The sequence below is a fragment of the Rhodocista pekingensis genome (genome assembly GCF_042665545.1).
Lineage (GTDB): Bacteria > Pseudomonadota > Alphaproteobacteria > Azospirillales > Azospirillaceae > Rhodocista > Rhodocista pekingensis.
The window spans coordinates 94,394-118,832 of sequence record NZ_JBHTCM010000028.1 but is presented as its reverse complement, the minus strand read 5'-3'; the positions used below and the strand labels follow the sequence as shown (position 1 = coordinate 118,832).

Below are 24,439 nucleotides of genomic sequence, written 5' to 3'. Positions count from 1 at the left end.
TTGACAGGTCGCCGCCGTCAGTGTGGGGCAGGGACCTGCGATGGTCGGCCAAGCTTCTGTTCTGAATGGACTTTCCCGTTCCGGCACGAGGTTTGCTCAGAAGCGGGGGACCCGGTCCCGCACGGTGCTGGGCCGGCTGACCCGGAGGGAAAGACCCATGAAGAGACTTCTTGCCGCCAGCGTTGCCACGGGCGCCATCCTTGCCGCCGGGGTGGCGCAGGCGGCGCCCACCCTGCGTCTGACCAGCGGTGTGGATACCGTCACCGTTCAGGACGGCGACCCCTTCGATGCCACCCCGCTGGCCGGGGCCGTCACGTTCATCGGCAGCATCGGCAGTTTCGCGCTGAACGTCACCACGGGGCAGACCAAGCCGTTCATCGGCACGCCGGTCTTCCCCGTGCTGGACCTCAATGATGTCAGCACCAGCAGCGTCGCCGGCGGTTCGATCACGATCGAGTTCTCGGAGACGGGTTTCAACTCGACGGCCGCGACCCTGAACTTCATCACCGCCATCGGCGGCACGACGCAGGGCATGTTGTCCTACGAGGTCTTCATCAACGACAGCGACACGCTGTTCGCCCGCGAGACGCAGATCGCGGATTTCGACTTCGACACGCTCGCCTTCTCCGGCACGCAGACCCAGTCGCTCCTGGGGCCGCTCGGTGATTATTCGATCACCCTGGTCGCCACGATCACCCACACTGCCAACGGCGTGACCAGCTTCGACGGCTTCACCAGCGTGCCCGAGCCTGCGACCCTGGCACTGGTGGGGCTGGGTCTGCTGGGGGCGGGTTTCGCCCGGCGGCGCCGGCCGGCCTGCGCCGTCTGACAGAGCCGCTTCGGTCTATCGCCGTTCCGATCCGTCGCGTTCCGATCCGTGCGGACAGGCCGCGCGTCCCTCCAGGGCGCGCGGCTTCTGCATGGACGGGCTCCTCCGCTACGCCTTTACACAGCCGGCTTCTTCGCCTGCGCCCGGACGGGGCAGCGACGCCTTCCTGCCTTCCTGCGATTTAGAGGTATAGAAAAAGCTATCTACCTCTTTAGATCGAATAAAACAATGAAAATGGATGCATTCATCAACGATAACCAAATGCAAAGACAATAATTAGTGCGCTCAAACGCACTAAACATAAAGAAAGCGGTAACCTTCTCTGCGTAACGCTTCTGCTCATGCGGAGTTACGCCGAGAGGGGGTCTTCAACCATGGCAACGTCGTCACCCAGCCGGAGCAACGGACTGGCCAGTCTCCTGGAGATCGTGGGACTTCAGGGGACAACCGTGCCTGGCTATGCCGCGCTGCCGCGCGCCACGATCCGGGGTACGGGGGCCAGCGAACGGCTGGCGGGAACCCGCGGCGCCGACACGCTGGACGGGGGCTCCTGGGGTGTCGACACGCTGGCCGGCGGCGCCGGCGACGACGTCTACTACGTCACCGGCGATGAGGTCGTGGAGGCGGCCGGGGCGGGCATCGACACGGTCTTCAGCTACTACGGCTACCGTCTGCCCGAGAATGTCGAGAATCTACAGATCATGGGTCGGGAGGCGGGCTATCTCTACGGCAACGCCCTGAACAACCGGCTCGGCGGCAGTGACGGCAGCAATGTCTTCGAACCCGGTGCCGGCAACGACACGATGACGGGTTACGGGGGGGCCGACCTGTTCGTCATCCGCCGTGGCGAGGGGTCCGACACCATCACGGACTTCACTCCCGTCCAGGGCGACAAGGTTCTGTTGCAGGGCTTCACCTTTCCGACCTTCGAGTCGGTGCGGAGCGCCATGCGGCAACAGGGGGCGGATGTCATCCTCACGCTTGCCGGCAGCCAGACGCTGACCTTCAAGAACCAGCAGATCGGTCAGTTCAAGGCGGACGACTTCCAGGGCTATTCCAGTTGGGGGCTGCCGCCGTCGCCACCTCCGCCGCCGCCGGCGCCAGTGGTGCCGCGGCTCACCGTCGCCGATGCGGCCGGCAGCGAGGATCAGGCGGTGGCCCTGTCCCTGTCCGCGACGCTGGCGACCGGCGACAACCGCGCCCTGTCGGTCACGGTGCAGGGTCTGGCGACGGGCTTCTCCCTGTCCGCCGGAACGCGCAACGCCGACGGAAGCTGGGCCCTGACGGCGGCGCAGCTTGCGGGGCTGAAGGTCATCACGCCCAAGGACTATTCCGGCAGGTTCACGCTCACCGCTACGGCCACGGCCACCGATGCGGCGGGAGCCACGACCAAGACGAGCGGCAGCTTCGCCGTCGCCGTGGCGGGTGTGGCCGACACCCCGATCCTGGCCGCGCCTGCGCTGCTGACGGCCACCGCCCCGGCCACGGGAGGGACCGCGCTGCCGCTCGGCATCGGGGCCGCCCTGACCGATCTGGACGGGTCGGAGGCCCTGGGTATCGTGCTGCGGGGTGTGCCGGCCGGCTGGAGCCTCAGCGCCGGCACCCGGAACGCCGACGGGTCCTGGTCGCTGACCGGCGCGCACCTGTCCGGCCTCCTGCTCCAGGTCCCGGCAGGGGCTGCTGCCGAAGCGACCCTGGGGGTGGTGGCGACCGCGACGGAGACAAACGGCAGCACGGCCCAGGCCGGGGCGACCATCCAGGTCCGCATCTCGGCGCCTGCCCCCCTGCCGCCGGTCCAGAGCACCTCCGCGCCGGCGTTCGCAGACCTGCCCCGGGCGACCATCGTCGGCACCGGGGCGGACGAGACGCTGGTCGGTACGGCCGGGGCCGATACCCTTTACGGCGGGAGCTGGGGTGTTGACACGCTGGCCGGCGGCGCCGGCGACGATGTCTACTATGTCACTGGCGACACCGTGATCGAGCATGCGGGGGAGGGCATCGACACGGTCTACTCGGTCGGGGGCTTCCGGCTGCCCGAGCATGTCGAGCACCTGTCCCTGACCGACGACATCGGTGGCTATCTCTACGGCAACGGTCTGGACAACCGGCTTGGCGGCAGCAACGGGGAGAATGTCTTCTTTTCCGGTGGCGGCAACGACACGATGACCGGCTATGGCGGACCGGACATCTTCGTCATCGTCCGCGGCGACGGCTCCGATACGATCACCGACTTTACTCCCGGGCAGGGCGACAAGGTCCTGTTCCAGGACTTCGCGTTCGCCTCCTTCGACGTGCTGAAGACGCTCATGACGCAGCAGGGGACGGACGTCGTCCTGTCCCTGGGCGGCGGCGAGACGCTCACCTTCCGGAACAGGCAGATCTCCGACTTCAAGGCGACCGATTTCGAGGGCTATTCAAGCTGGGGCAGCCAGCCGCCCCCGACGCCGACCGATCCGTCTCCCCCGACCACGCCGCCGTCCCCCCCGCCGGCCGGACAGCCCGCCGACGGGCTGGTCCGGGCGCCGACACTGTCGCAGCCGTCCGCTGCCGGGGATGTCGTGGCCCTGCGTCTGGTCAACACGTCCGGCACGGCGGAGGCGTCGAAGGTCGTCACCTTCGGCCATGTCTTCGCCGCGGGCGACGTGCCGGCCGGGACCTCTCTGGTGGCCCTGGTCAACGGCCAGCAGGTGCCGCTCCAGATGGAAGTGAAGGCGACGCATGAGGACGGTTCCGTCCGTCATGCGATCCTCAGCCTCAAGGCGCCGGCGGTGGCGGCCGGCGGCCAGGTGGACGTGATGCTGGCCAAGGGCACGGCCGCGGCCGGCGGCACGACCGTGGACCTGCACAAGGTGCTCGCCGACGGCTACGACCTGACCCTGACGCTCTCGCTGCACAATGCCGACGGCAGCCTCACGCCCCATACGGTGAAGGTCGCCGACCTGCTGGCGGGCGCTCTGGCGTCGGGCAAGGCGGATGTCTGGATCGACGGGTCGCTGGCGACGGAGGTCCGCGTCTCCACGAAGATCGACGGTTCGCTGAACGCCCGCTTCGACATCCGGGCAGACGCCGACGGCACCGTCCGCACCGCCGTCACCGTGATGAACGACGGCAGCTACAGCAGCGACGCCCTGCGCAATGTCACCTACGACCTGCGGATCACGGAAGGGGGGCGGACACTCTATTCGCAGAACAGCCTTAACCACTACCACAATGCAGGCTGGACGGAGGAGTTCTGGACGGACGGCACGCAATCAAGGTTGAGCACGATCTTCGACAGCCGTTACCTGATGGCGACGGGGGCCCTGCCCACCGAGGACCTGAGCGTCGGCATGACCGACGCCGTCCTTCAGAAGATCCATGCCGACTACCTGAAGGCGGCCAACGGTCCGATGGGGGCGTCCCTCATCGAGCAGGCGATGCCGATGGCCGGCGGGCGCGCCGACATCGGCCAGATGACGAGCTGGACCGCCAACTGGCTGGTCACCCAGGACCCGCGCGCCCTTGAGGTCATGCTGGGGATCGCGGACGCCGCGGCGAGCGTGCCCTGGTACTTCACCGATCCGGCGACCGGCCGCGCCGTCTCCATCGACCGCCATCCCAACTTCATCGTCTATGACGAGACGATGAAGCAGTATTTCGGGTCGGATGCGCTGGGCGGCTCCGCCGCCGGAACGGGCTGGAATCCCGACGTGGCGCACCAGCCGCAGCTCAGCTACGCGGCCTATCTCGTCACCGGCGACCGCGCCTATCTGGACAACCTGCAACACCAGGCGAACTTCGCCCTGGTCAGCATGAATCCGAGCTACCGCAAGGGCAGCGAGGGCATCATCGTCGACAATGGCGAAGCGCGCGGCAAGGCCTGGGCGCTGCGGGCCATGGCCGATGCCGCCTACATCTCCCCCGACGGCGATCCGCTGAAGGCCTACTTCGAGGACAAGCTCCTCAACAATCTGGACCGCTGGATCGACCGCTACGTCGTGAAGGGGGAGCTTGACGGGGCGGGCGAGGTGGAAGGCTGGCTGCCCGGCTATCCGAATGCCGGAACCGAGGCCGGCTGGATGAAGGACTTCATCGTCACGTCCGTCAGTCAGATCGTCCGCCAGGGCTATGAGCAGGGCGTGCCCCTTCTGGACTGGATGGCGAACTACACGACCGGCCGCTTCCTGAACGGGGACAACGGCTTCGACCCCGTGTTCGGCGCCGCCTACCAGCATGCGCTGTGGCAGGGCACCTACTCCGTCGAGTCCGGCGACGCCGTCCTGTTCAACACCTGGGCGCAGGTCTTCCAGGCGACTTTCGGCTCGAACCCCGATCCCTCGGGGGAACTTGCCCGCTATTCCTACGCCGATGCCTATCCGATCATCGCACAGGCGTCGCTGGCCAGCCTGTTCACCGTCACGGCCGATCCGCGGGCGATCGAGGCCTACGGCTTCATCGCCGGCCTGCTGACGGCGACGGAGGAACTGCGCGGAAATCCGAAATGGAACATCGCTCCGGTGATGCCGGACGGGACGCCGCTGGCGACCGCCGACATCCATGTCGAGACCGCCTCGCCGGGGACGAAGTATGCCGGCGTCGCGCGGCCCCAGATGATCCACGGCCACGCCGGGAACGACAGCATCGTGGGCGGTTCAGGCAGCGACGTGCTGTTCGGCAATGGCGGCGCCGACACGCTGGAGGGCGGGAAGGGCAACGACTTCCTGTTCGGCGGGGCCGGCGGCGACACCCTGCGCGGCGGTGCCGGCGACGACGTGCTGAAGGGCAACAGCGGCGCCGACCGCTTCATCATCGCGGCGGGCGAGGGGGCGGACCGCATCCTCGATCTCCGGCCGGGCGAAGGGGACAGGGTCCAGCTCGACGGCTTCGGGTTCGCCAGCGTCGCCGCGGTCAGAGCGGCGATGACGCAGGTCGGCGATGACGTGGTGCTCACGCTGAACGGCCAGCAGAAGCTGACCCTTGAAGGGGTGAGGATCGCCGAGCTGACGGATGCGGTGTTCAGCCTGGGCGGAAGCCCCACGCCCGCACCGACGCCGGACCCGGCTCCCACGCCGACACCGACGCCGACTCCCGGCCCGACTGTCCCCGACGCCTCCTCCATCGGCGGGCTGGGCGAATTCCGCCAGAAGCTGGCGGGTGTGCCGGAAGGGTCCTGGGTCGCGGTGAGCACGAACACCTTCAGCGAGGTCTGGACGCCCGGCGCCCTCCAGCCCGCCTCCTCCGGGTCGCCGGGGATGGTGCTTGCCGCCTGGGGGGCGATGGCCTGGGACCCGAACCGCGGCGACCTGATCTTCTGGGGCGGCGGCCATGCCGACTACAGCGGCAACGAGGTCTACCGCTGGCGGGCCTCCACCCTGGAATGGGAGCGGGCCTCCCTGCCCAGTGCCGTTGTCAGCGTGAGCGCCGGCAGCGCCACCGTGCAGGAGGCGAAGGACGGCATCTTCAACGCGCCGATCGCCTCCCACACCTACGACAACAACGAGTTCCTGGCGATCGCCGACCGCTTCGTCACCTTCGGCGGGGCCGCCTGGAACTCCGGCGGCGCCTTCATCGACCATACGGACAGAACCCTGACCGGCCCCTATTTCTGGGACCCGGACAAGGCGGATGGGGGCAAGGTCGGCGGCACGACCGGATCGGGCGTGAACCCGTCCACCCTGGGCGGGCAGATGTGGGAGAACCGCGACAGCATCGAACTGCCCGGCCGGAATCCCGGCGACACCGGGTACGGCTTCGTCAACGGCACCACCGCCTATGCCCAGCAGAACGGCAAGGATGTGGTCTTCATCAATGACGGGTCCGCCGGCAATCTCTGGAAGTACACGGTCGGCAGCACGCCCGCCCAGGACACATTCGAGATGGTGGGGATGTACTGGGGCGGCTACGACGGCAAGGGGGCCGGCGCCTACGACCCGGTGACCAACGTCTTCGCCCGTACCAGCCCGCAGGGCATCGTCTTCTGGGACCTGGACAAGGCGGGGTCCGGCAACCACAACCAGATGGCGGTGGTGAAGGACGCGAGCGGCAGCTTCCCCTGGGCGAAGCTGGCCGGTTTCGGCATGGACTACGACCAGGTGCGCAAGCAGTTCGTGCTCTGGGACGGCGGCAAGGATGTCTGGGTGCTGAAGCCGCCGGCCGACGCCGCGGCCGACGGCTGGGTGCTGACGAAGGCCGCGGCCGGCGGGAGCGGCGTCCCCACCTATAACCTTGCCAGCGACCTGGGCGTGCTGGGTAAGTGGAAGTACGCTGCGGGGCAGGACGTCTTCTTCGGGGTGACCGACCACAACAACGGCACCGTCTGGGCCTACAAGCCCACTGGCTGGTCGCCGGTCAACAGCCTGCCCACCCTGGCCGCCAAGGACGGGCCGGGAAGCCCGGTCGCGGGGCAGTCGGTGGCGGTCCGCGACCTGCTGACCTGGGGCGACAAGGATGGCGACATTCTGAAGTTCACCATCCTGGACAGGACGGCCGATGCGGCATCCGGCTACTTCAGGCTGGATGGCGTCCGGATGGCCGCCAACCAGGCATTCACCGTGACGGAACAGGACCTGACGGACGGCAGTCTGGTCTGGGTCGCCGGGACGGGGGCGGACATCGTCACCGTCGGCGTCGCCGATCCCTTCGGCGTCGGCCCGACGCTGACCGTCAACGGCACCTTCTGGAGCTGACCGGACGCTGATGCCGCTCGGACTCAAGGCCGCCGGGGGATCTCCTCCGGCGGCCTGTTGTCTTTCGGGCTCCGTCACCCATCTCCCTGGCCGATGTCCGGGGCGGGCCAAGGCGTCGATGACCGGGGCCATGGGGCTGCCGGGATCATTGATGGCGGGACCGTCACGTCCGGCATCGGAGCCTCGATGCTTGCGGACCCGCCTCATGTGGACAATCCTCTGCTCCGTACCTTGCCTTTTCCCGTGGCCGGCTCCGGAAGGGATAGCCGGCCGGACCTGCCCGACGCCCGGACGGGGACCCGCCCTTGCCGACTGATCTTCCCGATCCGGACGCGCTGCGCTCGCCGCTGCTGGTCCGGTTCTTCACCCGCGTGATGGCCCGGCACATGGCGTCCGGCTTCCATGCCGTGCGCCTGATGCGGCCCGGCGTGCCGACGCTTCCCCATGACCGCCCGGTGATCGTCTACTGCAACCACCCCTCCTGGTGGGACCCGGCCTTCCTGATCCTGCTGGCATCGCGGGCCTTTCCGGAACGGCGCGGCTTCGGCCCGATGGACGCGGCGGCTCTGGCCCGTTACCGCTTCATGGCCCGCATCGGCCTGTTCCCGGTCGAGCCCGACACGGCCGCGGGTGCCGTCGCCTTCATGAAGGTCGGACAGGCCCTGTTGTCCCGGCCGGACGCCATGCTGTGGGTGACGGCGGAGGGCCGCTTCAGCGACCCCCGCTCCCGGCCGGTGCGGCTGCGCGGCGGCATCGCGCATCTGGCCTGCCGGCTGGAGCGGGTGACGCTGCTGCCGCTGGCGCTGGAGTACCCGTTCTGGGAGGAGCGGACGCCGGAGGCCCTGGCCCGGTTCGGCACGCCGCTGCTGAAGGAGCCGGGCAGCGACCTGACGCCGGGGCGCTTGCAGGAGATGCTGGAGGAACGCCTGGAGGCTGCCATGGACGATCTGGCCGTCGCGGCCCGGAGCCGGGACCCGGATCGCTTCGCCACGCTGCTGGGGGGGCGGGTCGGCGTCGGCGGCGTCTACGACCTGTGGCGCCGCGGACGGGCCTGGGCCCAGGGACAGCGCTTCGATCCCGCCCACGGGAGCGCCGCAGCAGGGGCGGCCGGACGGAAGGAACCGACATCTTGATCCTGATTGCCTGGAGCGCCCTGGGGCTGGCGCTGCTGCCGCTGCTGCTGGGGCTCTGGAACCTCGTGCTGTTCCGCGCGCCGCCGGTCGCCCGGTCCGCGCCGGTCTCCGGCGTGTCCGTGCTGATCCCGGCTCGCAACGAGGAGGCCAATATCGGCGATGCCGTGCGCAGCGTGCTGGCCTCCCGCGACATCGAGCTTGAGGTCGTCGTGCTCGACGACCATTCGACGGACGCCACGGCCACCATCGTCCGCGAGCTGGCGGCCTCCGACCCCCGTGTCCGGCTGGAGATGGCGCCGCCGCTGCCGGCGGGATGGTCGGGCAAGCAGCATGCCTGCCGGGTGCTGGCGGACCGGGCGCGGTTCGACCACCTGCTGTTCCTGGATGCCGACGTGCGGCTGGCGCCTGGGGCCGTCGGCCGCATCGCGGGGACCCTGGGAACCCGGGAGATCGCGCTGACGAGCGGCTTCCCGCGGGAAGTGACGGACAGTCTGGCCGAGCATCTGGTGATTCCCTGGATTCATGTCCTGCTGCTGGGCTATCTGCCAATGGCTTTCATGCGGCTGCTGCCCACCGCCGTGGGCTTCGGCACCGGCTGCGGTCAGTTGATGCTGGCACGCAGGCAAGCCTATATGGCAGCAGAGGGTCATGCGGCCATCCGTGCCAGCCTGCATGACGGGGTGAAGCTGCCGCGGGCCTTCCGCCGTGCCGGTTTCGGCACCGACCTGTTCGACGCCACGGACCTTGCCACCTGCCGCATGTACAGGGGCTGGAAGGAGGTCTGGCCGGGCTTTTCCAAGAACGCGACCGAGGGCATGGCGACGCCCGTGGCGCTGCCGGTCTGGACCGCGCTGATCGGCGGCGGCCACGTCCTTCCCTGGCTGCTGGCCCCGATCGGCTGGGCTGCCGGGTCCGGGACGGTGGCGCTTCTGGGCCTGGGTGGGATCGCCGCCAATGTCGCGTGGCGCGCGCTGCTGGCGTGGCGCTTCCGCCAGAGCTGGACCGGGGCGCTGCTGCATCCCGTGGGCGCCCTGGTGCTGCTGGCGATCCAGTGGACCGCCCTGCTGCGCCGCGGCCGCCCGGCGGAATGGCGGGGCCGGCGCTATTCCGCCGTCTGAGCGGTTCCTGCCTTTCCTGGAATATCGCGGACTGCCGGGCCGGGAGGGCGACTTCCGTGTTCTAGCTGGACATTGACAGTCCAGAGGCTCCCATGCGCGATCAGCCCGGCACCGCCGAACAGCACGCCCCGTTCCGGAACGTCCATGTCCGCACGGGATCGCGTATCGAGGAAGGATCACCCTTTCCACTCGGGGCCACCTGGGACGGGCTGGGCGTGAACTTCGCCCTCTTCACCGCCAACGCGACCAAGGTGGAGCTGTGCCTGTTCGACGCCGAGGGGCGGCGGGAGCTGGAGCGCATCGCGCTGCCGGAATACACCGACGAGGTCTGGCACGGCTATCTGCCGGACGCGAGGCCCGGCACCGTCTATGCCTACCGGGTCCATGGCGCCTACGAGCCGCTGGCGGGGCACCGCTTCAACCCGAACAAGCTGCTGCTGGACCCCTATGCCAAGGCCCATGTCGGCAGCCTGCGCTGGTCCGACGCCCTGTTCGGCTACCGCGTCGGCTCCCGTCAGGCCGACCTGGGGTTCGACCGGCGTGACAGCGCGCCGGCCATGCCGAAGTGCCGTGTCGTCGATCCGGCCTTCACCTGGGGTCGGGATCGCCCGCCGGCGATCCCGTGGACCAGCACGCTGTTCTACGAGACGCATGTGCGCGGCCACACGATGCGCCATCCGGCCGTGCCGGAAAGCCTGCGCGGCACCTTCGCCGGCATGATGCAGAAGGAGGTGATCGACTATATCCGCAGCCTCGGCGTCACCTCGGTCGAGCTGCTGCCGATCCATGCCTTCGTGGACGACCGCTATCTGATCGAGAAGGGACTGCGCAACTACTGGGGCTACAATTCGATCGGCTTCTTCGCCCCCGATCCGCGCTATCTGGCCGGCCCGGTCATCAGCGAGTTCAAGGAGATGGTCGCCCACCTGCACGATGCAGGGATCGAGGTGATCCTGGACGTGGTCTACAACCACACGGCGGAGGGCAACGAGATGGGTCCGACGCTGTCCTTCAAGGGCATCGACAACGCCAGCTACTACCGGCTGCTGCCCGACCAGCCGCGCTACTATATCAACGACACGGGCACCGGGAACACGCTCAACCTGAGCCATCCGCGGGTGCTCCAGATGGTGACGGACTCCCTGCGCTACTGGGTCACCGAGATGCATGTGGACGGGTTCCGCTTCGACCTTGCCACGATCCTGGCGCGGGAACCCTACGGCTTCGACGAAGGCGGCGGGTTCCTGGACAGTTGCCGGCAGGACCCGGTGCTTTCCCGCGTCAAGCTGATCGCCGAACCCTGGGACATCGGGCCGGGCGGCTATCAGGTCGGCGGCTTCCCGCCCGGCTGGGCGGAGTGGAACGACCGCTTCCGCGACACCGTGCGGGCCTACTGGAAGGGTGACGAGGGGCGGCTGCCCGACCTTGCGGCGCGGGTCACGGCCTCGGGCGACGTGTTCAACCGGCGCGGTCGCAAGCCGTGGTCCAGCGTCAACTTCGTCACCGCTCACGACGGCTTCACCCTGAACGACCTCGTCTCCTACAACGACAAGCACAACATGGCGAACGGGGAGGAGAACCGCGACGGCCACTCCCATAACCTCTCCTGGAACCACGGGACCGAAGGGGCGACGGACGACCCGGCCATCCTGGAACTGCGCGAGCGGCAGAAGCGCAACATGCTGGCGACCCTGCTCTTCGCCCAGGGCACGCCGATGCTGCTGGCCGGCGACGAGTTCGGGCGCAGCCAGGGCGGCAACAACAATGCCTACTGCCAGGACAACGAGATAAGCTGGCTGGACTGGCAGGGCATCGACGACCGGGGACAGGACCTGATCCGGTTCGTCCGGCGCCTGATCCGCATCCGCCAGATGCACCCGCTGCTGCGCCGTGGCCGTTTCCTGACCGGCGCCTACAACGGGGACCTGGACGTCAAGGACGTGACCTGGCTGACTCCGTCGGGGGAGGAGATGACGCCCGAGCACTGGCAGGACCCCCATGCCCGCTGCCTGGGCATGCTGATGGACGGTCGGGCCCAGCCGACCGGCATCCCGCGCACGGGCAACGACGCGACCCTTCTGCTGGTCTTCAATTCGCACCACGAGGAGGTGCCCTTCACCCTGCCGGAGGTCGCCGGCGGGCGGGCCTGGGCGACGCTGGTGGACACCGCGCGGCCCGATCTGGAGAACGGCGAGAACCTGGATCCCGGCGAGGTGTTCGGCGTGCCCGGGCGGTCGCTGCTGCTGTTCGAGCTGGTGCGCCCCCGTGGGCACCGCGTATCGCCTGCGTCCGAGTGAAGGCGGGACGTTCGGAGTACGCCGACGGAACCCGGCCGTCGCGGCCCGATCTTCAGAAGTCGTTAAGCACCCCGGTGATGATCTTGGGGCGGGTCGGCGCGCCGGGCGCTGGCCGCCGCCATCGTCCGCCACACCGCCTACCGGGGATCTCCGACCATGACCCGTTTCATGCAGCCCGATCTTGAGGATGCCGCCTTCGTCCAGGCCCGGCTTCTGGACCACTTCATCGCCATCGCGCGCGATACCGCCGAGCAGGAAGGCGGTTTCACCCGGGAGAGCCTTGGCGATCTGATCGAGGCATTGCGGGAGGAGCGGCGCACCATCGGCCAACTGGCCCGGCCCCGGCTGGTCGGCGTCTAGCCGGCTGAGGTACGCCGGCTACCACGAAAGAACCGGATGATCCGCATGCGGACCCTAGGTACGCAGGGGATCTTCCGGCTACACTTCCGTCATTCGCGCTAGACTTTTGCGCCCGGGTTTCGGTCCCGGGCGTTTTTTTGCGGCCGCACATTCGCCTGCCGTGCCTGGAGGGTCAAGAGCACCTGTCGGCTTATCCCGTTGGAACCGCCAGCCCTGGCCGGTCGAGTACATCCTCCGGCAAGATCATCCCATGCTTCCCTGAGCCGTGGGGTGTGGCGGCTGTTGCATTTCCTTGACGCTTCTCTTCCCGCGCCTGTCCCGACCGCGGTGTGGACCCCTGCACGACGCAGGGCCATCTTCGCTGCACACCGCGGGCCGGTGCGGCTGTAGTCTCGTCGCGGCGGCATCGGCCTTCCCCAAGCCGGTGCGACGGCCCTCAACGAGAACAACTCCGGAGGAAATGCGCCATGCCCGATACTCTGACCAAGCCTGCCGATGTGCGTGCCGTGGTCGGTGAGGCGGAGTGGAAGGTCCGGGAGGATCTTGCCGCCTGTTACCGTCTGGTCGCCCTGTTCGGCTGGGATGATCTTGTCTTCACCCACATCTCGGCCCGCGTTCCGGGACCGGATCACCATTTCCTGATCAATCCCTACGGCCTGCTGTTCGAGGAGATCACGGCGTCCAGCCTCGTGAAGATCGACCTTCAGGCCAATGTCGTGCTGGACACCGGGTTTCCCGTGAATCCCGCCGGTTTCACCATCCATTCGGCCGTGCATGAGGTGCGCGAGGATGCGCACTGCGTCATGCACCTGCACACGCCGGACGGCACGGCGGTATCGACGATGACGGAGGGGCTGCTGCCCCTGAACCAGACGGCCCAGCTCATCCTCGGCGATCTGGCCTACCATGACTATGAGGGTGTGGCGCTCGACCATGACGAGCGGCCCCGGTTGCAGGCCGACCTCGGGGACCGCTCCACGATGCTGCTGCGCAACCACGGCACCCTGACCCTGGGCAGCACGGTCGCCGAGGCCTTCACCCGCATGTATTTCCTGGAGCGGGCCTGCCAGATGCAGGTGCGGACCCTGTCGCAGGGCCGCGAGCTGTATCCGACCGCGGACGCGGTCATCGGGAAGAACGAGGCGATCGGCAGGATGGGGCTGACCCAGGCCGCCAACCTGCTGATCTGGCCGGCCCTGTTGCGCAAGCTGGAACGCACCGATCCCGGCTACAGGGAGTAGGTCCGGGACGCCGGTACGGACGGGAGGACGGGGCGGCGGTTCCCGCCCCGTGCCCCGCGACGGCCGGGTCAGGGCCTGTAGCCGGCCGGGCCGCGCAGCCCCGGCGTGCGCAGCGGGGCGGCGAGATTGGCGAACTCGCAGAGGAGGCTCCGCGTCTCGCGGGGGTCGATGATCTCCTCCACCGAGAAATGCTCGGCCGTGCGGAAGGGGCTGCGCATCCGCTCCAGCCGGGCCTGGATCTCCGCCATCCGGGCGGCGGGATCGGGAGCGGCCTCCAGCTCCGCACGGTAGGCGACCTCGATGCCGCCCTCCATGGGCAGGCTGCCCCAGTCGCCCGACGGCCATGCATAGCGGTAGCGCAGCCGGGCATGGTTCATCATGCCGGCCCCGGCGACGCCGAAGGCACGGCGCAGGATGATGCTGCACCAGGGCACGCTGGCCTGGTAGACGGCGGCCAGGGCGCGGGCGCCGTGCCGGATGGTGGCCGACTTCTCCGCCTCCGGCCCGACCGCGAAGCCGGGAACGTCCACCAGATGCACGACGGGAAGGTGGAAGGTCTCCGCCAGATCGACGAAGCGGATCAGCTTCTGCGCCGCCGCCGCATCCCAGGCCCCGCCGAAGACGAACGGGTCCGTGGCGATCAGGGCCACCGGCCAACCGTCCAGCCGGGCGAAGCCGGTGACCAGCGAGCGGCCGTGGCGCCGCCCCATCTCGAAGAAGCTGCCCTGGTCCACCAGCGTCTCGATCACCGGGCGGATCTTGTAGACCTGCTTCCGGTCGCGCGGGATGGCGGACAGGAGGCTGTCGTCGCGGCGGGCGGGATCGTCGCGCCTTGCCCCGCGGGGCGGCGCCTCATGGACGGAGGAGGGCAGGTAGGAGAGGAAGCGGCGGGTCCGCTCGAACGCCTCCTCCTCGCTCGCCACCTCGTCGTCGATGGCGCCGGCCCGGGTGTGGACCGCCGCCCCGCCGAGATCCTCCTTGTCCAGGCTGGGACCGATGCGCGCGACGACCGCCGGGCCGGCGATGAACATCTGCGCCGTCCCTTTCACGATCATCGAATAGTGGCTGGAGACCGCCCGTGCCGAGCCCAGCCCGGCGACCGGCCCCAGCGCCAGGGAGACGACGGGCACGGTGGCGAGGTTCGCCACGACCCAGTCCCAGCCGGGATTGAAGGGCACATAGGTGAATCCCATCGCCTCGTAGGACTTCACCGATCCGCCGCCGCCGGTGCCGTCGATCAGCCGCACGATGGGCAGGCGCAGCTCGTTGGCCATCTGCTCGGCCATGATCTGCTTCTGGAAGATGCCAGCGTCCGCCGCCCCGCCGCGCACCGTGAAATCGTCGCCCCCGACGATGACGGGCCGGCCGTTCAGGCGGCCCCGTCCGAACAGGAAATTGGCCGGGGTGAAGTCCTCCAGCGTGCCGTCGTCGGCATACCGCGCCTGTCCGGCCAGACTGCCAACCTCCCGGAACGTCCCGGCATCCAGCAGCTTGCCGATCCGCTCCCGCACGGTCAGACGGCCGTTGGCGTGCTGGCGGGCGACCTTCTCCGGCCCGCCCATGCGCCGCGCCAGTTCCTGGCGGCGGTGCAGTTCCTCGATCTCCGGCTCCCAGACCATCCGACGCTTCTCCCCAGGGTCCTTCCATGTCCGGGCACTGGCGGCCCTTGCCCCGAGTAGGCGGGGCGTGGCCGGAGCGGTCAAGGGGGAGCAAGCAACGTCAACGGGTTGACGACGGGAGGCGCCGCTCTGCGGCCGGGTCAGGCGCGACCGACGGGCGGATCGAGCAAGGTCAGGAGCTGGGCCATGTCGGCCGGCAGGTCGGCGTCCAGCGGGCTGGAGACGCAGTAGCGTTCCAGCCGGGCGCCGTCCGCGATGGCGGCGAGCATCTGCTCCAGCCGGACCAGGGTAGCGGGGTCGCAGCTTTCCACGGCCCGCGTGCAGGACTGCACGATACGGGTGCGGCGGGCCGCGAAGGCGGATCTGGATGCGGTCATGACGCCCCCCTGGAGTGACGGGTCGAGACTAGGCTCCCCGGGTTAAAGCCGGTTTCAAGCCCGCGCATCCCGTCTTCAAACCCGTTTTAATCCCGCCCGGCTAGGGTTGTCCCGAGAACCGCCTGTCATTCGAAGGGATTCACCATGCTGCCGATACCGATCCAGACCGCGCCCTCCGGGACGGCGCCCGCGGCTGCCGGCCAGAACGGTGGGGCGGTTCAGGGTGGCGCCGGCATGGCGACAGCAGGGGGGGCGGCGGTGGTTCCCGGATTCCTCGCCGCGCTGGCGCTGGTCCGGCCGCAGGGCGAGGCCGAGGCGGGTCCGGTCGCCGGCCAGCCCAAGCGGACCAGAACGACCGAGGGTGAGGCGACGGGGCTGGAGGGGCAGGCGCCGCTTGTCGCTCCCTTCCCCATGATCGCCATGGCGCCCATGGCGGCGGCCGGTCAGGCGTCGCCCGCTGGTGGGGCACCGCTCCTGGCCGCTGCACCGGCGGCGCCGTCGTCGGCTGCCGGGATGCCGGGGCCGGGGGGTGCCGCTTCGCAAGGAACCGGGGCGACACCGCCGCTGGCTGGAGCTTCGCCCGCCGGCGGGACGCTGGCGGGGGGCGAGGCAGCCGCCGGTCCCGGGACGGCGGACGGGGAGCCCGGGGCCGCGCCTCCGATGCCCGCCGCGCTCCAGCAGGGAGGCGCGGCCCGTTCCGATCAGAAGGCGGCAGCCATGGACGAGGCAGGGCGTCAGACCCGCGCCGATGCCGCCGTCCAGTCCCTCGGCGCCGCGGTCCGGCCCCAGGTCCGCGCCGGCACGGCCGGCCCGGAGGCGATGCGCCCCGCAACCCCGGGAGAGGCGGCTGCCGCACTTCCCGACGGCACGGCCACGCTGCTGCCCGATGCCGTGGAGCCTGCCGCGACTGTCCTCGCGCCCACCGTGGCGTCGGGCGATCCGGCCCGCGTGGCGGCCGTGCATCAGGCGGTCCGCGCCGGCCCGGCCAGCCCCGCCGCACAGATCCATGTCCAGATCGAACGGGCCGTCGCCGACGGCGGCCCGCGGAGCTTCACCGTCCACCTGGAGCCTGAAGAGCTGGGCCGCGTGGAGGTGAAGCTGGAATTCCAGGACGGACGCCTGCACGCGCTGGTGATGGCCGACCGTCCCCAGACCCTTGATCTGCTGCAACGGGACGCCCGCCTGCTGGAACGCTCCATCGAACAGGGCGGCCTCCGGCTGCAACAGGACGGGCTCCAGTTCAGCCTGCGCGAAGGTGGCGGCCAGAACGGCGGCCAGGGTGGCTGGCAGGGGGGCGATCCGCTCCACCGCGGCGCGCGTCTTCTGGCCGCGGTCGGTGAGACCGCCGGCTCCACCGACCCCGTCCGCACCCTTGCGGCGGACGGACTGATCGATATCCAGGTGTGAGGTTCAGAGCATGACCACCGTTGCCTCCCCGTCCGCCGCCGGCACGCAGCAGACCACCGCCGATGTGGCAAGCGTCCGGCTGGCCCAGGACACGCAGTCCTTTCTGAAGCTGCTGACGGCACAGCTCGCCAACCAGGACCCGATGGCGCCGATCGACGCCACCCAGTTCGTCACCCAGCTCGCCCAGTTCTCCTCCGTGGAGCAGGCGGTGCAGTCCAACACGCGGCTGGCCGAGGTGCTGGGCGAGCTGCGCTCCAGCAGCGAGCGGCTGGATCTGGCCTATGTCGGCCGGACGGTCGAGATCGAGTCCGATGCCCTGCCCCTGACCGGCGGCGCCGCCAAGGCCAGCTATACCGTTCCGGAGGATACCGAGAAGACGGAGATCCGCATTCTGGACAAGGACGGCACCATCGTGCGGACCCTGGAGGGCAGCAGCATCCCGGGCAGCCACCTGATGACCTGGGACGGGCTGGACGACAATGGCGTCAAGGTCGCGGACGGCATCTACCAGATCGACGTGGCGCCGCGGAATCCCGCGGGCGACCGGCTTGCCAGCACCGTCCAGACGGCGGATACGGTGGAGCGGGTCCGCCGGGTGGACGGCGAGAGCGTCTTCGTCATGCGCAGCGGTCTTCAGGTCCAGCGCGACCAGATCGTCTCGGCCGGCTGATCCGCCGGCCCGGAAGCCGGCGGACCGGATTCAGCCGACGAACCAGATGCCGGCGACCTTGTGCAGCCGCTCGACTTCCTCCAGCGACAGTTCGACACGACGGCGCGACAGGGTAAGTCCGTAGAACCGGCCGTCATCGTCCTGGCGCAGGTAGAAGGCGAGCGGCGACCAGCTCACCCGGTTCACCACGAGGTCGCCGAGTGCCGGCGCGCGGCCGGGATGCACATGCAGGACGACCCCCGGCATCAATGCCGGGGCGTTCGACAGGTCGTTGATGGTGATCGCATAGGCGTCCGGCACTGACCGGAGCTGCGCCGGTGCATCGACCCTGCCGATGGGCTCGGCCGCATTACCGACGCGGGCCAGATCGCGCCCGTCGTAGAGCGGCAGGGTCGCCGCCGGCTCCGGGGCGACCATGACACGCAGGGCGCTCGCCTCCCCGATCAGGTCGGCGGGCGGAATCTCGAAGGCCCTGGCCAGCTTGGCGACATGATCGGGGCGCAACGGGCGGACGCCCGTCTCCAGCTTGGACAGCTCCCCCTTGGACAGGCCGACCTTCGCGGCCAGCGCGGACAGACTCATCCCGCGGGCGGTGCGCAGGCTGCGCAGGCGGCTTGAGTCGCGGACGGGAACGTCGGGCGGCATGGCAGACCTGATAGTTTCCTGATGGAAACATACACGATCTGCGTGCGCCGGGAAGGGGTCGCATCCGCGCAGGTGACGGGCTTGTCCGGAGCCTGCGCCTCTTGGCCGCAGCTTGCCGCTCTCTCCCAGGTGCTGTTGTCGCTCAGGTGCTGCGGTTCTCCTGCCGCACCAGCTTGGAGAGATCCAGGCTGCGCACCCGCTCGGGGCCGATGGCATCCCGCGCCGCAGCCAGCAGTGCCGCGGACAAGGCAGCCGGATCGGCCGCTCCCGGATCGAGACGCCCCTCGGCGCCGGCGTCGATCAGGGTCTCCAGCATCCGGTCGTGCAGGATGGGCATCAGCTCGGACGGGGCACTGCCGGGAGCGAGGCGCAGGCTGATGGCGGCGGCGACATAGCCGATGATCCGTCCCTCCCGCCAGATCGGCACGATGATCTGCCCCAGGTCCGCCAGCATCTCGATGTCCTTGGACCCCAGCGCGGCGCCCGGGGGCGGGTCCGCCGGGGGGGGCGTGGCGGGGACGGGCTGCACGACCACGCGCCCCAGCGCGAAGCCAAGGACCGCACTGGACGCCACGGCGACCAGGAAGAGGCGGGAGCTGGAGGACATGGCGGCGCTTCCGTGGGGATCAGAAGGGCAGCACGACGTCCAGCACCTGCTGGCCGATGCGGGGCTGCTGCATGTCCGTGATCTGGCCACGGCCGCCATAGGCGATGCGCGCCTCGGCGATCTTCTCGTAGCTGATGCTGTTTCGGGTGGTGATGTCCTCGGGTCGGATGACGCCGGCGATGCGCAGCTCGCGCAGCTCGAAGTTCACCCGCACCTCCTGCTTGCCGGCGATCACCAGGTTGCCGTTGGGCAGCACGTCGGTGACGACGGCCGCGACCTTGAGCTGGATCTGCTCCTGCCGGTTGACCGAGCCGGCGCCGGTGCTGGAACTGGAGCTGTTCATGTTGACAAGCCGCTCCGGGTTCACCGCATCGGGCAGCACGGCATCCAGGCGGCTCTCCAGCCCCAGGAAGTTCGGCGCGCCCAACTGCTCTCCGGAGGCGCGGCTGCGCTGGGTCTGGTTGCGGATCTGGGCCTGCTCGGACATGTCGATCACCACCGTGACGATGTCGCCCACCCGCTTCGCCCGCAGATCGCGCAGGAAGCCGGTGGACCCGGTGCGCCAGAGGGAGGCGGGCTGGCGCGCTTCGGTCGAGGGCACCGGCATGGGCATCCGGACCAGCCGGGCCTCCGTCTGCGTGCCGGGGTCTTCGATGGGCGACATGGCGGGCGCCCGGCCGAGATGGTCGAACTGTCCGGCGCAGCCGGGCAGGCTGGCCAGGAGAAGCAGGGCGGCGGCGGGGCGGATGCGGGACATGGGCGGATTCCTGATCGGATCGGGGCGGACGTCAGGGCGAGGCCGAGACGAGACCGGGGCCGCTGACGACGCCGGTGATGGTGCGGTTGCTGTCCAGGTTGATGACCCGCACCACGTCGCCCACCCCGCCGCTCTCCAGGGCGCGGCCCCGGGCGGTCAGGAGCAGGGCACCGCTGCGGAACTCCAGGGTCACCGGCTTGCTGCGCTCGACCACGACCGGCTCGCCGACCGATCCGGCCTGGACCAGCCGGCCGGGCACCAGGGCGCGGCGGACCTGCTTGCCGACCAGGTCGGCGGGGGTCACCACGGCACGGGCGCTGACCTGATCGGCACGGACGGGAAGGGAAGCCAGGTCGCCCGGCTGGATGATCTCCCCGGGCGTCAGGCGACGGTTGGGCACGGCGGCCGTGATCTCCGTCCAGGCGCTTCCTTCCACGGCGAAGCGGCCCTCCGCGGCGACGAGGATCGCCGCCACCCGGCCGGTGCGCGGATCGTAGCGGAGCGTCTCCACCCCGATGATCTCGGCCGGCCCCTGCCGGTCCAGGAGCACGCGCAACTCCCCCTCCGGCAGCGAGCCGCCGAAGCGGCGCACCATCTCGTCCGCGACGGCCTCGCCGGCATTCGCCAGGGCGGGGGCGGGAAGCGTAAGGATCGCCAGAAGGGGGAGCAGGTATCGCATGGCCGCCTCAGCGCATCTGGGTGACGGTGTTCAGCATCTGATCGCCGGCTTCGACGACGCGGCTGTTCATCTCGTAGGCACGCTGGGCGGAGATCAGGCTGGTGATCTCCTGCACGATGTTGACGTTCGCCGCCTCGACATAGCCCTGGCGGATGCCGCCATAACCGAGCTGGCCGGGGATGCCCAGGATCGGGATGCCCGAGGCGGGCGTTTCCCGGAACAGGTTGTCGCCCATCGCCTCCAGGCCCGCTTCGTTGACGAAGGTGGCGACCTCGAACTGGCCGACATTCTCCGGTTCCGTCTGACCGTCGATGAAGGCCAGCACCTCGCCGTTGCGGTTGATCGCCACCTTGCGGGTGTTGTCGGGCACGGTGATGTTGGGGCTGACGGTGTAGCCGTCCACCGTCACGATGGTGCCCTCGGGCGAAAGCTGGAAGTTGCCGGCGCGGGTATAGGCGGTATCCCCGTTCGGCAGCGTGACGACGAAGTAGCCGCGTCCGTCCAGGGCCACGTCGTAGTCATTCTCCGTGGGGGTCAGCGGACCCTGGCCGTGCATGCGGCTGACCGCGGCCGGCTTCACACCCAGGCCGAGCTGGATGCCGGCCGGCACGATGGTGTCCTGGTCGGAGGATTCCGACCCCGGCCGTACCTGGGCCTGGTACATCAGATCCTGGAACTCTGCCCGGCTGCGCTTGAAGCCGACCGTGTTCAGGTTCGCGATGTTGTTGGAGATGACCTCCACGTTGAGCTGCTGGGCCATCATGCCGGTGGCCGCGATGTTCAGCGTGCGCATGCTAGTCTCCTTGGTGCGGCGTCCGTCCGCGGCCTCAGGTGGCCGGGCCGCCGAGCTTGGAAATGGCCGTCTTCTGGCGTTCGTGTTCGGATTCGACCATGCGGTTGGCCTGTCCGTAGGCGCGGGTCAGTTCGACCAGCCGGACCATCTCGGTGATCGGCTGCACGTTGGACCCTTCGACCGCGCCCTGGATCAGGGTCGCGCCTTCCGCGGGCAGCGGGTCGCCGTCGTAGCGGACAAGGCCGGAACCGTCGCGCTCCAGGTCGCCGGCCGCGGGCAGCCGGGCGAGACCGAGGCGCCCCAGCTCCTCCACCTCACCGTTCTCGCTGTCCACGGCCGGGGCGCGGATGGCGCCGTCCGCCGTGATGGCGATGGCACCGACATCCTCGGGCAGGGTGATCTCCCCGCCGCCCTCGTCCAGCACCGGATAGCCGTCCAGAGTCACGAGCCGGCCGTCAGGGTCACGGTTCAGGCGGCCGTCGCGGGTGTAGCGGACACCATCAGGCGTGGCGACGCTCAGCCAGGCATCGCCGCGCACCGCCACGTCCAGCGGATTGCCGGTGGTGGCGACGGTGCCGTCCCGCGTGTCGGTGTAGGTCGCGCGGTCAATGACGAAGGCGACCTTCTGGCCCTTTCCGGCCTTTTCGACAAAGGCATCGAAGACCGGGCGTTCGGCCCGGAAGGCCGCCGTATTCATGTTGGCGACGTTGTTGGCGGTGACGTCCAGCATCCGGCGCACTGCCATCTGCTGGGACAGTGCCACGTACAGCGAATTCTCCACGGGACCGGTCTCCGGCAATGGGAGTGGGAGGTTTTGAAGCGGCTTTAATGTGGCGACGCTAGGTTAAACGGGCGTTCAAGTTTCCAAGAAGTTGCCGATGAAAACGACGCTCCCCGCCGCCGCCCTTATGGCCTTCCTCGCCTCCAGCGGCGCCCTGGCGGACCCGCCGGTCGCCGCCGAGCTGCGCCTGCGGTCCGGCGCCACGGAACTGGTGCTGCCCGGGCAGGCATCGGCCCGCCGCGCGCTGATCCAGGACGCCTGTTCGGCGACCCTGTCCGTGTCGGTGCCGGTCGATATCGGCAGCCTTCCGCCACCACCGCTGGGGGGCGTCCTCTCCCTGTCCATGGCCAGTCCCGAGACGCTGGTCGTCGGCGTGCCCTGCGGGGCGCGGGTGGAACTGAAAAGCCGACGGGGCGATCTGGTCCTGGCGGTCAGTGCCGTGCCGATGCCGGTCCGGAAGCCCGGCCCCGGCCCGGCCCCGGCCCGGAACATCGCGGCCACCCCGTCCGGAGATGGCGCCGACGGGGCAGCGCCGCCGCCTCCGTCGGAAAGCTCTCGGGCGGGGCATATCCAGACAGCGGGCGCTACAGGGGGCGCACCGGTCCCGATGACGGAGGGTGAGACCCGGCACGTCCGCAAGGCCGTGGCCGATGCCCTGGACGCCGTGGAGCGCGATCCGGTGACCCCGTCCGCCGGCCCGGCGCCGGATGGCGAGGCGATGCCCCCATCCGCCAGCACCGGGCCGGCTCCGCGGCCCGCCGAGCCTCCGGCACCGCAAGGTGCGGTCGGCGGGACATCTCCCGTTCCGGCTGCCCTCGCAACGGCGGCTTCACCGGCTCCTCCGCCGGCCCCCGCGCTGTTCGACCTCGCGGCATGGCGGACGGAGCCGTTCCGGGCCCGCCGCTCCGCCCTGCGGGAGGCCGCGGCCCGTCCTGACGCCCCGGAGGCGCGGCGCGATTTCGCCAGCTTCCTGCTGGCCTGGGGGCTCGGACCCGAGGCGGCGGCGGCGGCCCGCGCGGCTGGCGACGTTCCGCTGCTGGCGGCGGCGACCCTCCAGGAGGACCCGGAAGCCTCAGACGCCGACTGGCTGGCCGGTCCGGAGGCGCTGACCCATGCGGACGGACCGCTGTGGGCCGCGGTCCTGCTTGCGCGGCGAGGCCGACCGGCGGAGGCGCTGCCGCTGCTGCCGGGTGCCCTCAAGGCGCTGCCGGCCCTTCCGGCGGATCTGCGCGGCGCCTTCGCGCTCGATCTTCTGGCCATGGCGGCCGGTGCGGGCCGCGACTCCGTCGGCCGCGATCTCGCCCGGATCGCCGAGGAGGCGGGACTGGCGGAACCGGACCAGGCCCGTCTGCATCTGCTGATCGGCCGTCTGCATGAAGGGACCGGCCGCAAGGATCTGGCCCTGGAACAGTACGACAAGGCGGCTGTCCTGCCTGGGGAGAGCGCGGCCCGGGCCAGGCTGGCCGCGGCCGACCTGCGTTTCGCCCGCGGCGACCTGGACGCGCCCGCTCTCCACGCCGTGCTGGAGGAGCTTGCCCGCGACTGGCGGGGAGGGGAGGTGGAATTCCGCACGCTGGCGCGGCAGGCGGAGCTTTCCCGCGCCGAGAGGCGGCCCGTCGAGGCGCTCGATACCTTGCGGCTGCTGATCGACCGTTTCCCGGCGTCGGAAGCCCTGGCGGCGGAGACGTCCCGGGCGGGCGGGGATTTCGCGGCCCTGCTGGCCGCCGGTCCGGCCCCGGATCTGGTCGCCGCCTTCGAACGCAACCGCGCCCTGTTGCCGGCGGGCAGGCCCGGGCTGGATCTCAGGATCGGATATGCCCGCCTGCTGACGGCCCAGGGCCTGACGATGGCGGCCGCGCGCGAACTGGCCCAGGTGGCGCAGGCGCTGCCACCGGCCGAGACCGCCGCGGTCCGCCAGGAACTGGCCGCCCTGGAACTGGCCGCCGGCCGGCCCGACGCGGTCGCTACCCTGGTGCCGGAGGACACGCCGGACGCCCGGGCCGTCCGGGCGCGGGCGGCGGCGGCGACCGGCAACCTGGACACGGCCCTCGACCTGATCGGCACACCGAAGGACACCGCGGGTCTCACGGCCCGGGGGGATGCGCTGTGGCGGTCGGCCCGCTGGACGGAGGCCGCCCGGACCTATGGCCTGCTGGTGGAGGCCCTGTCGGCCCTTCCTGCCGGCGATCCCGGTCGCGCCGGGTTGGCCGACGCGGTCGGACGCCTGGGCGTGGCAGCCTATCTTGCCGGCGATGCGGCAGCTCCCCGCCGTCTGCTGACGGCACATGCCGATCTGCTGGCCGGCGGTCCCTGGGCGTCACAGCTCGCCGTCCTGGCCGGTGACCGCTCCCCGCCGGCGGGAACGGCCGGGATGGACCGGCTGCTGGCCGAGACCGACGCATTGCTTCGCCTGTCCGCCGCCGGCCGAACCGAAAACCAGCCTTAATCGGACGGCGGCACA

General features: G+C 70.0%; 18 protein-coding genes. 10 read left to right on the top strand and 8 right to left on the bottom strand.

All coding sequences use genetic code 11. The annotated features are described in order from the left end of the window. Positions 1 to 157 precede the first annotated feature (157 nt). The 7 genes from ACFQPS_RS19095 to ACFQPS_RS19065 all read left to right on the top strand — a co-directional run bounded on the left by ACFQPS_RS19095 (position 158) and on the right by ACFQPS_RS19065 (position 13,643). On the top strand, positions 158 to 829 hold the full coding sequence (locus ACFQPS_RS19095; RefSeq protein ID WP_377360815.1) for a PEP-CTERM sorting domain-containing protein: 672 nt from the start codon (positions 158 to 160) through the stop codon (positions 827 to 829). Positions 830 to 1,278: 449 nt separating this feature from the next. After that, positions 1,279 to 7,494 (top strand): hypothetical protein, encoded by a 6,216-nt coding sequence (locus ACFQPS_RS19090; RefSeq protein WP_377360814.1) that lies wholly within the window; start codon positions 1,279 to 1,281, stop codon positions 7,492 to 7,494. 305 nt (positions 7,495 to 7,799) lie between these two features. After that, positions 7,800 to 8,627, top strand: a complete 828-nt coding sequence (locus ACFQPS_RS19085; RefSeq protein WP_377360813.1) for a lysophospholipid acyltransferase family protein — start codon at positions 7,800 to 7,802, stop codon at positions 8,625 to 8,627. Continuing rightward, complete coding sequence (locus tag ACFQPS_RS19080) at positions 8,624 to 9,745, top strand: glycosyltransferase family 2 protein (RefSeq protein ID WP_377360812.1); 1,122 nt, start codon at positions 8,624 to 8,626, stop codon at positions 9,743 to 9,745. Before ACFQPS_RS19085 ends, ACFQPS_RS19080 begins: the two co-directional genes overlap by 4 nt. 92 nt (positions 9,746 to 9,837) lie before the next feature. Further along, positions 9,838 to 12,042: a glycogen debranching protein GlgX gene (glgX, locus tag ACFQPS_RS19075; RefSeq protein WP_377360811.1), complete on the top strand. Its 2,205-nt coding sequence runs from the start codon at positions 9,838 to 9,840 to the stop codon at positions 12,040 to 12,042. Positions 12,043 to 12,198: 156 nt separating this feature from the next. Then, positions 12,199 to 12,402 (top strand): hypothetical protein, encoded by a 204-nt coding sequence (locus ACFQPS_RS19070; protein ID WP_377360810.1) that lies wholly within the window; start codon positions 12,199 to 12,201, stop codon positions 12,400 to 12,402. A gap of 467 nt (positions 12,403 to 12,869) precedes the next feature. Further along, positions 12,870 to 13,643: a class II aldolase/adducin family protein gene (locus ACFQPS_RS19065; RefSeq protein ID WP_377360809.1), complete on the top strand. Its 774-nt coding sequence runs from the start codon at positions 12,870 to 12,872 to the stop codon at positions 13,641 to 13,643. Between the two features lie 68 nt (positions 13,644 to 13,711). On the opposite strand, the gene ACFQPS_RS19060 is transcribed toward ACFQPS_RS19065, so the two are convergent. Both ACFQPS_RS19060 and ACFQPS_RS19055 read right to left on the bottom strand, forming a co-directional pair. Beyond that, a complete protein-coding gene (locus ACFQPS_RS19060; protein ID WP_377360808.1) occupies positions 13,712 to 15,262 on the bottom strand; it encodes an acyl-CoA carboxylase subunit beta in 1,551 nt (516 codons plus the stop codon). Between the two features lie 140 nt (positions 15,263 to 15,402). Beyond that, positions 15,403 to 15,639 (bottom strand): hypothetical protein, encoded by a 237-nt coding sequence (locus ACFQPS_RS19055; RefSeq protein ID WP_377360807.1) that lies wholly within the window; start codon positions 15,637 to 15,639, stop codon positions 15,403 to 15,405. A 234-nt stretch (positions 15,640 to 15,873) separates the two neighbouring features. On the opposite strand from ACFQPS_RS19055, the gene ACFQPS_RS19050 reads away from it, so the two are divergent. Further along, on the top strand, positions 15,874 to 17,046 hold the full coding sequence (locus ACFQPS_RS19050; RefSeq protein WP_377360806.1) for a flagellar hook-length control protein FliK: 1,173 nt from the start codon (positions 15,874 to 15,876) through the stop codon (positions 17,044 to 17,046). Positions 17,047 to 17,056: 10 nt separating this feature from the next. After that, positions 17,057 to 17,716, top strand: coding sequence for a flagellar hook assembly protein FlgD (locus ACFQPS_RS19045; protein WP_377360805.1), 660 nt, complete (start codon positions 17,057 to 17,059; stop codon positions 17,714 to 17,716). Positions 17,717 to 17,746: 30 nt separating this feature from the next. Here the strand turns inward: ACFQPS_RS19045 and ACFQPS_RS19040 are convergent, their stop codons facing one another. The 6 genes from ACFQPS_RS19040 to flgF all read right to left on the bottom strand — a co-directional run bounded on the left by ACFQPS_RS19040 (position 17,747) and on the right by flgF (position 21,978). Beyond that, the gene (locus ACFQPS_RS19040) at positions 17,747 to 18,361 is read right to left on the bottom strand and encodes a helix-turn-helix domain-containing protein (protein WP_377360804.1); all 615 of its coding nucleotides are present in this window, start codon (positions 18,359 to 18,361) and stop codon (positions 17,747 to 17,749) included. A 142-nt stretch (positions 18,362 to 18,503) separates the two neighbouring features. Continuing rightward, positions 18,504 to 18,968 (bottom strand): hypothetical protein, encoded by a 465-nt coding sequence (locus ACFQPS_RS19035; RefSeq protein WP_377360803.1) that lies wholly within the window; start codon positions 18,966 to 18,968, stop codon positions 18,504 to 18,506. A 19-nt stretch (positions 18,969 to 18,987) separates the two neighbouring features. Beyond that, entirely contained in the window at positions 18,988 to 19,725 is a 738-nt protein-coding gene (gene flgH / locus ACFQPS_RS19030) for a flagellar basal body L-ring protein FlgH (RefSeq protein WP_377360802.1), read from the bottom strand. 31 nt (positions 19,726 to 19,756) lie between these two features. Next, complete coding sequence (gene flgA, locus ACFQPS_RS19025; RefSeq protein ID WP_377360801.1) at positions 19,757 to 20,404, bottom strand: flagellar basal body P-ring formation chaperone FlgA; 648 nt, start codon at positions 20,402 to 20,404, stop codon at positions 19,757 to 19,759. Positions 20,405 to 20,411: 7 nt separating this feature from the next. Continuing rightward, entirely contained in the window at positions 20,412 to 21,197 is a 786-nt protein-coding gene (flgG, locus tag ACFQPS_RS19020) for a flagellar basal-body rod protein FlgG (RefSeq protein ID WP_377360800.1), read from the bottom strand. Between the two features lie 34 nt (positions 21,198 to 21,231). After that, positions 21,232 to 21,978, bottom strand: coding sequence for a flagellar basal-body rod protein FlgF (flgF, locus tag ACFQPS_RS19015; RefSeq protein ID WP_377360799.1), 747 nt, complete (start codon positions 21,976 to 21,978; stop codon positions 21,232 to 21,234). Between the two features lie 97 nt (positions 21,979 to 22,075). Here flgF and ACFQPS_RS19010 point away from each other — a divergent pair, with 97 nt between their 5' ends. Continuing rightward, positions 22,076 to 24,424 (top strand): hypothetical protein, encoded by a 2,349-nt coding sequence (locus ACFQPS_RS19010; RefSeq protein WP_377360798.1) that lies wholly within the window; start codon positions 22,076 to 22,078, stop codon positions 24,422 to 24,424. Positions 24,425 to 24,439 lie beyond the last annotated feature (15 nt).

Excerpts from the sequence above, each read along its gene's own strand:
- ACFQPS_RS19095 (WP_377360815.1), top strand. The coding sequence starts at position 158 with ATGAAGAGACTTCTTGCCGCCAGCGTTGCCACGGGCGCCATCCTTGCC.
- glgX (WP_377360811.1), top strand. The coding sequence starts at position 9,838 with ATGCGCGATCAGCCCGGCACCGCCGAACAGCACGCCCCGTTCCGGAAC.
- ACFQPS_RS19070 (WP_377360810.1), top strand. The coding sequence starts at position 12,199 with ATGACCCGTTTCATGCAGCCCGATCTTGAGGATGCCGCCTTCGTCCAG.
- ACFQPS_RS19065 (WP_377360809.1), top strand. The coding sequence starts at position 12,870 with ATGCCCGATACTCTGACCAAGCCTGCCGATGTGCGTGCCGTGGTCGGT.
- ACFQPS_RS19060 (WP_377360808.1), bottom strand. The coding sequence starts at position 15,262 with ATGGTCTGGGAGCCGGAGATCGAGGAACTGCACCGCCGCCAGGAACTG.
- ACFQPS_RS19055 (WP_377360807.1), bottom strand. The coding sequence starts at position 15,639 with ATGACCGCATCCAGATCCGCCTTCGCGGCCCGCCGCACCCGTATCGTG.
- ACFQPS_RS19050 (WP_377360806.1), top strand. The coding sequence starts at position 15,874 with ATGGCGACAGCAGGGGGGGCGGCGGTGGTTCCCGGATTCCTCGCCGCG.
- ACFQPS_RS19045 (WP_377360805.1), top strand. The coding sequence starts at position 17,057 with ATGACCACCGTTGCCTCCCCGTCCGCCGCCGGCACGCAGCAGACCACC.
- ACFQPS_RS19040 (WP_377360804.1), bottom strand. The coding sequence starts at position 18,361 with ATGCCGCCCGACGTTCCCGTCCGCGACTCAAGCCGCCTGCGCAGCCTG.
- ACFQPS_RS19035 (WP_377360803.1), bottom strand. The coding sequence starts at position 18,968 with ATGTCCTCCAGCTCCCGCCTCTTCCTGGTCGCCGTGGCGTCCAGTGCG.
- flgH (WP_377360802.1), bottom strand. The coding sequence starts at position 19,725 with ATGTCCCGCATCCGCCCCGCCGCCGCCCTGCTTCTCCTGGCCAGCCTG.
- flgA (WP_377360801.1), bottom strand. The coding sequence starts at position 20,404 with ATGCGATACCTGCTCCCCCTTCTGGCGATCCTTACGCTTCCCGCCCCC.
- flgG (WP_377360800.1), bottom strand. The coding sequence starts at position 21,197 with ATGCGCACGCTGAACATCGCGGCCACCGGCATGATGGCCCAGCAGCTC.
- ACFQPS_RS19010 (WP_377360798.1), top strand. The coding sequence starts at position 22,076 with ATGAAAACGACGCTCCCCGCCGCCGCCCTTATGGCCTTCCTCGCCTCC.